This is a genomic window from Mesobacterium hydrothermale, assembly GCF_035818635.1.
Classification (GTDB): domain Bacteria; phylum Pseudomonadota; class Alphaproteobacteria; order Rhodobacterales; family Rhodobacteraceae; genus Mesobacterium_A; species Mesobacterium_A hydrothermale.
Map to the genome: position 1 here is coordinate 151,696 of NZ_JAYLLH010000009.1, position 6,105 is coordinate 157,800.

Sequence of the window (6,105 nt, forward strand, 5' to 3'; positions counted from 1 at the left end):
ATGCAGACGAATTTTACCGAACAGCAACTGAAAGAGCCGGGGATCCAGCGTGCGAACGAGATCTTGCGCACCTGCGTGCATTGCGGGTTCTGTACCGCGACATGCCCCACCTACCAGGTGCTGGGGGATGAACTGGACAGCCCGCGCGGGCGCATCTACCTGATCAAGGACATGCTGGAAAACCAGCGCACGCCTGATGAAAAGACGGTCAAGCACATCGACCGCTGCCTGAGCTGCTTGGCCTGCATGACGACCTGTCCGTCGGGGGTGCACTACATGCACCTGATCGACCATGCGCGGGAATACGTGGAAAACAATTACAAGCGCCCCTTGTCAGACCGGCTGTTGCGCTGGGTGCTGGCGCAGATCATCCCCTATCCGACGCGGTTCCGACTGGCGTTGCTGGGGGCCAAGATCGGCCGGCCGTTTGCCTTTCTGATGCCGGATGCGCGTCTGCGTGCGATGCTGGAAATGGCGCCCAAGACCATTCCGCCGGTCAGCCGCAACGACGATCCGCAAAGTTTTGCCCCGGTTGAGCCGAAGAAGAAGCGCGTGGCATTGATGACCGGTTGCGCGCAAAAGGCGCTGAACACGGATATCAACGACGCCACCATCCGTCTGCTGACCCGGCTGGGCTGCGAGGTGGTGGTGGCCAAGGGGGCAGGCTGCTGCGGGGCGCTGACCCATCACATGGGCAAGTCGGACCAGGCGCATGCCAGCGCCGCCGCCAATATCCGCGCTTGGGTGGCCGAGATGGACGGTGACGGTCTGGATGCGATCGTCATCAATACCAGCGGCTGCGGCACGACGGTCAAGGACTATGGCCACATGTTCCGCAACGATCCGCTGGCGGCGGACGCGGCGCGGGTGTCGGGGCTGGCGATGGATATTTCGGAACTGCTGGTCAAGCTGGACGTGCCCAAGGGCGAAGACAAGGGTATCACCGTGGCGTATCATGCGGCCTGTTCGTTGCAGCATGGGCAAAAGATCAAGACACATCCGAAGGATCTGTTGAAAAAGGCCGGGTTCAAGGTGGTCGAACCTGCCGACAGCCACCTGTGCTGCGGTTCCGCCGGGACCTACAACCTGTTGCAGCCCGAGATTTCCAAGCAGTTGAAGGCACGCAAGATCAAGACGCTGGAGGCAAAGACCCCCGATATCATCGCCGCTGGGAACATCGGGTGCATGATGCAGATCGGGTCCGGTACCGGCGTGCCGGTGGTGCATACGGTCGAACTGCTGGATTGGGCGACGGGGGGACCGAAGCCCCGGGCGTTGACTGACGGTTAAGGATTTGGGCGCGCGACGACCCTTGTTGCGCCTAAATTTTGCCCAAACACAAAGCTAAGCCGGTCCCCGGACGTCAAATTCGGGGAGCAGGTAATGAAAGCAGCATGGATCGTGGCGCTGATGGCCCTTTGGTCGTCGATGGTCTCTGCACAGGGGTTTGGGCTGTTCTCGATGGAATCGATCGAGGAAGGCCGGTCATGGGAGGCTGTCGGCCGTCTGGAAATCGCGGGCGAGGCGTTTTGCACCGGTGCGCTGATTGCCCCCAAGCTGGTGCTGACCGCCGCGCATTGCCTGTATGATCCCAAAACCAAGGAGCGGGTGCCGATCAAGGATATCCAGTTCCTGGCCGGCTGGCGCAACGGGCGGGCTGCGGCTTATCGCTATGTCCGCAACGCGGTGCACTTGCCCGCCTATGAATACTCCGCCAAGCCGGGGCCGGATCGTGTGCGCAACGACATTGCGTTGCTCGAACTGCAACACCCGATCCGCAACACCACCATCGTTCCGTTTGAAACCGACACCCAGCCGGACAACGGCGCGGATATTGGCGTGGTGTCCTATACGCACGACCGGTCAGAGGCGCCGTCATTGCAAGAAACCTGCAATATCCTCGCGCGCGAACAGGGCGTTCTGGTGATGTCCTGCGAGGTCGACTTTGGCAGTTCCGGGTCGCCGGTGTTCAGCTTTGCCAGTGGCGCGCCGCGGATCGTGTCCATTGTGTCGGGTAAGGCCAAGGTCGAGGGTCAGCAGGTGTCCCTGGGCACCCAGTTGCTGGACCCGCTGACCCAATTGCGCGCAATGATCGCCGAAGCGAGCCCGTTCCGGAACATCGCGGATACATCGAGTCAGTCGGCCCGGGACGGGACCGGCGCGAAGTTTATCAAGCCATGATCACGCGGCTGATCGTATTTCTTGCGCTGGCGCTGCCGATTGCAGCGCCATCCGCCGTTCTGGCCAACGACCCGCTGAACGCGCTGGACTGGCGCGGAGACATTCTTGGCTGGGAAGCGGTGGGTCGGCTGGATCTACCGGGCGGGCATTGCACAGGCGTGTTGATTTCCAGTGACCTGGTGCTGACAGCGGCGCATTGCTTGTTCGACAAGAACGCCCGGCAGATCGCGCCGGAACAGATCGTGTTCCGCGCGGGCTATGCAAAGGGAAAGTCCATCGTTGATCGCCGCGGAGAAAAAATTGTCGTCGCCCGTGGCTATACCCCGTCACGGACAGGGCAGATCATGGTGAAGGACGTGGTTACTGACGTGGCTCTGGTCCGGCTGTCGAGTCCGATTTCGTCGTCCGAGGCCGACCCGTTCCGGATTCACGAAGACCCCCAGCAGGGCGAAGTGGTCAGCGTGTTGTCCTATGGCCTTGGCCGGATGGAGGTCCTGTCGCAGCAACGGTCCTGCAAGGTTACAGCGCGCTATCAAGAAGGCATCATGTCGTTTGACTGCGACGTGACCTATGGGTCTTCTGGGGCGCCGGTCTTTGTCCGGTACGGTTCGCGCTTCCGTATCTTGTCGCTGGTGTCCGCCGGTTCGGATTTCGGCACCGACAACGTGGTGTCGTTCGGCATGGTTCTGCCCGATGTGGTGGCCCAGCTGAAACAGGACCTGCGCTATGGCGGCGGGCAGGCACCGACGGTCAGCGCCGGGGCCAAACGGATCACCGCGGGCCAGCGCAACGGCAGTTCAGGCGCACGGTTCGTGCGCCCCTGACGGCCCCTTGAAATCCCCTGAAAACATCCCCAGCTAACCGGTATCCGGGCGCCATCATGGGCTTGGATAACTCTCTTGCGCCTGTCCCGAAGGGAAGGCGCCTTTCATATCGGTATCGCTCATAGGAGGATGACCCATGCAACGCTTTGACTTTGCCCCGCTGTATCGTGCCACAGTTGGTTTCGATCAGATCGCCGACATGATGGACCGCGTGCTGTCCGCAGATCACGGCAACCAATCCTATCCGCCCTACAACATCGAAAAGACCGATGACGACAGCTATCGTATCTCGATTGCGGTCGCCGGATTCTCGGGCTCTGACCTTGCTGTCGAGGTCAAGGAAAACGCGCTGGTCGTGTCTGCACGAAAGGCCGACGAAGACGAAAGCCGGACGTTCCTGCATCGTGGGATTGCCACACGTGCATTTGAGCGCCGGTTCCACCTTGCCGACCATGTCCGTGTCGAAGGCGCAAGCCATGTCGACGGGATGCTGCATATCGACCTGAAGCGAGAAATCCCCGAAGCGCTGAAGCCCCGCCGGATCGAGATTGCGTCCTCCAGCGCCGCCCAGGGCGCGCTGGTTGACGGCACCAAGGTCAACTAACCCTTGCTGCCCTGAACGGCCCCTTCGGAGACCCCGGCGTGTCCTGTCCGCGCCGGGGTTTTCTGTTCACACCTTGCGCCCGGCGTCGGGGGTGGCAATCGCGTCGTGATCGACCAGGTTCCAGTCCATCCCGACGTTGCGATAGATTCGTTTGGCACGGTTCGGATAGTCGCCCACGTCATGTGGCAACCGTTGGCCGACGACGATACAGCGAAGCACCTTGTCTCCGGTGTTCTTGATCGTGTGTGCCAGCCCACCTTTTCGGTAGCCAATGAAATCGCCGGGCTTGATCGCATGCGCCTTTTCCCCGATCACCGCCGTGGCATGACCCGACAGCACATAGATGCATTCATCCTCGTGGTGGTGCTTGTGGTATTCGGTGGTTTCGCGGCCTGGTTCCACCTCGATGATATGAAACCCCAGCCCGGTCAGCCCGGTCATGTCGCCCAGTGACTTGTTGATCCGGGTGGCGTTGGGGTTCAGGAAGTGGGTCTTTTCCAGACCGGGCATTTCGGCAATTTCTTCTGCCGTCAAAAGGTAACGGTCAGACATGGCGTGCTCCTGTCGCTGCGAACAGAGTCAGCCTAGTCGCTGACGCGATCGGGCGGCAAATATTTCAATGCCGCCACTTCAACGTGAGTCTTTGTGGTTTGGCGAAACGCGTGCCGACGCCTAACTTTCCCGGCAGGGGCAAACGGAGGAACCGATGGCGCACCGCTGGAAAAATGATCTGACGCGAAACGATACCACACCGGAAGGGCTGTTTTTCAACCGGCGCAAGCTGCTGACCGGTGTGGCGGCCGGCACAATCGCCGCGGCATTGCCGCGCGGGGCCTTTGCCGCAGGTGAGGATCTGGAGCCCAACAGCTGGGAACAGATCACCGGGTATTGCAACTACTATGAGTTTGGCACAGGCAAGGATGATCCGGCAAAATACGCCCATATGCTGACCACCGACCCATGGACGATCACCATCGACGGAATGGTCGACAATCCGGGCGACTATGCCCTTTCCGATGTCCTGTCGCAGATGACGTTGGAGGAGCGGATCTATCGCTTCCGCTGTGTCGAGGCGTGGTCAATGGTCGTGCCCTGGAACGGGTTTGAACTGGCAGATTTGCTGACCATGGCCGGGGTTCAGGACGGTGCGAAATACGTCGCTTTCGAAACCGTCTATCGCCCGGAGGAAATGCCCGGGACACGTTTTCCGGTGATCGAATGGCCTTATGTCGAAGGTCTGCGCCTGGACGAGGCGATGCATCCGCTGACGATCATGGCAACTGGCGTCTATGACCGCCCGATCGCAAATCAGAACGGGGCACCGATCCGGCTGGTGGTGCCGTGGAAATATGGGTTCAAGTCGATCAAGTCGGTTGTCCGGATTACCCTGACCCATACCCAGCCGCCGACAACTTGGAAAAAGGCCAACCATCGCGAGTACGGATTCTATTCCAACGTAAATCCAAACGTCGATCATCCGCGCTGGTCTCAGGCCACGGAACGGCGCATCGGGGATGGCTTTTTTGCCAAGCGCCAGCCGACGCTGATGTTCAACGGCTACGAGTCCGAGGTGGCTTCGCTTTATGAAGGCATGGACCTGAAGGCGAACTTCTGATGGGCTTTGTCGAAGCTTTCAATGGTTCGGTCCGCAAACTGCCGGTGCCTGTGGTCTATGGCTTGCTGACGCTGCCCTTTGCATGGTTGCTGGTGCAGCTTTTCACTGGTGGGCTGGGTATCGACCCGGTCAAGGCGCTGGAACACCAGTTGGGACTGACGGCGCTGCAACTGATGGTGCTGGTTCTGGCGATCACACCGCTGCGGCGGATCCTGCGGCTGAACCTGCTACGGTTCCGCCGGGCGATCGGAGTGATGGCATTTGTCTATGTCGTGCTGCACCTCCTCGTTTGGCTGGTGCTGGATGTGCAAATCCTGGCGCAAGTCTGGGCCGACATTCTGAAACGCCCCTACATCACCATCGGTATGGTCGCATTCGCGCTGATGATTCCGCTGGCGCTAAGTTCGAATAACTTTGCGGTGCGAAAGCTGGGTCCGCTTTGGGCCAAGCTTCACAAGCTGACCTATGCAGTCGCGCTTCTGGGGGCCGTACACTTCACCATGCTGGTAAAGGGATTCCAGATCGAGCCGGTCGTCTACCTGACACTGGTTGCGATTCTGCTGGCCTTGCGCCTGCCGCCGATGCGGAAACTGCGCCTCGCCTGAGGGGTCGAACGACCGGAGAAATCATCCTGTAGGGGCGAGTCTGGTGATTTGCCCCTACATCTTGTGGAAGCGCTTTGGTGAGTCGTTCCAAAGCCCTTCGAGAACCCCGAAAAACCGCGGTACACGAACAAATTTTTCAGACCAACTCACTGAAAACAAACAAACTTTGAACTTCTTCGCAAAAAATTCGCATTTGGTCAAAAAAAGGGGTTGCGGGTTTTGTTGGGTAACCGTAAAAGCCCCTTCACCGGCGGCGCTGAGGCGCACGACGGGACG

The 6,105-nt window shown here is 59.9% G+C and carries 8 protein-coding genes; 6 read left to right on the top strand and 2 right to left on the bottom strand.

Annotated features, from left to right (window positions below; genetic code table 11):
• The 4 genes from glcF to VK792_RS08820 all read left to right on the top strand — a co-directional run bounded on the left by glcF (position 1) and on the right by VK792_RS08820 (position 3,609).
• Positions 1–1,290 (top strand): glycolate oxidase subunit GlcF, encoded by a 1,290-nt coding sequence (glcF, locus tag VK792_RS08805; RefSeq protein ID WP_326297099.1) that lies wholly within the window; start codon positions 1–3, stop codon positions 1,288–1,290.
• Positions 1,291–1,383: 93 nt separating this feature from the next.
• Positions 1,384–2,181, top strand: a complete 798-nt coding sequence (locus VK792_RS08810; protein ID WP_326297100.1) for a trypsin-like serine peptidase — start codon at positions 1,384–1,386, stop codon at positions 2,179–2,181.
• Positions 2,178–3,005: a trypsin-like serine peptidase gene (locus tag VK792_RS08815; protein WP_326297101.1), complete on the top strand. Its 828-nt coding sequence runs from the start codon at positions 2,178–2,180 to the stop codon at positions 3,003–3,005. Before VK792_RS08810 ends, VK792_RS08815 begins: the two co-directional genes overlap by 4 nt.
• Positions 3,006–3,141: 136 nt before the next feature.
• Positions 3,142–3,609: an Hsp20 family protein gene (locus VK792_RS08820; protein WP_326297102.1), complete on the top strand. Its 468-nt coding sequence runs from the start codon at positions 3,142–3,144 to the stop codon at positions 3,607–3,609.
• Positions 3,610–3,675: 66 nt separating this feature from the next.
• On the opposite strand, the gene VK792_RS08825 is transcribed toward VK792_RS08820, so the two are convergent.
• On the bottom strand, positions 3,676–4,161 hold the full coding sequence (locus VK792_RS08825; RefSeq protein WP_326297103.1) for a cupin domain-containing protein: 486 nt from the start codon (positions 4,159–4,161) through the stop codon (positions 3,676–3,678).
• A gap of 154 nt (positions 4,162–4,315) precedes the next feature.
• Between VK792_RS08825 and msrP the strand changes: the two genes are divergently transcribed.
• The gene (gene msrP, locus VK792_RS08830) at positions 4,316–5,224 is read left to right on the top strand and encodes a protein-methionine-sulfoxide reductase catalytic subunit MsrP (RefSeq protein ID WP_326297104.1); all 909 of its coding nucleotides are present in this window, start codon (positions 4,316–4,318) and stop codon (positions 5,222–5,224) included.
• Positions 5,224–5,829: a protein-methionine-sulfoxide reductase heme-binding subunit MsrQ gene (msrQ, locus tag VK792_RS08835; RefSeq protein ID WP_326297105.1), complete on the top strand. Its 606-nt coding sequence runs from the start codon at positions 5,224–5,226 to the stop codon at positions 5,827–5,829. The genes msrP and msrQ overlap by 1 nt, the downstream gene beginning before the upstream one ends.
• Before the next feature lie 54 nt (positions 5,830–5,883).
• On the opposite strand, the gene VK792_RS08840 is transcribed toward msrQ, so the two are convergent.
• Positions 5,884–6,105 (bottom strand): hypothetical protein (locus VK792_RS08840; RefSeq protein ID WP_326297106.1); only part of this gene is annotated, 222 nt, incomplete at its 5' end.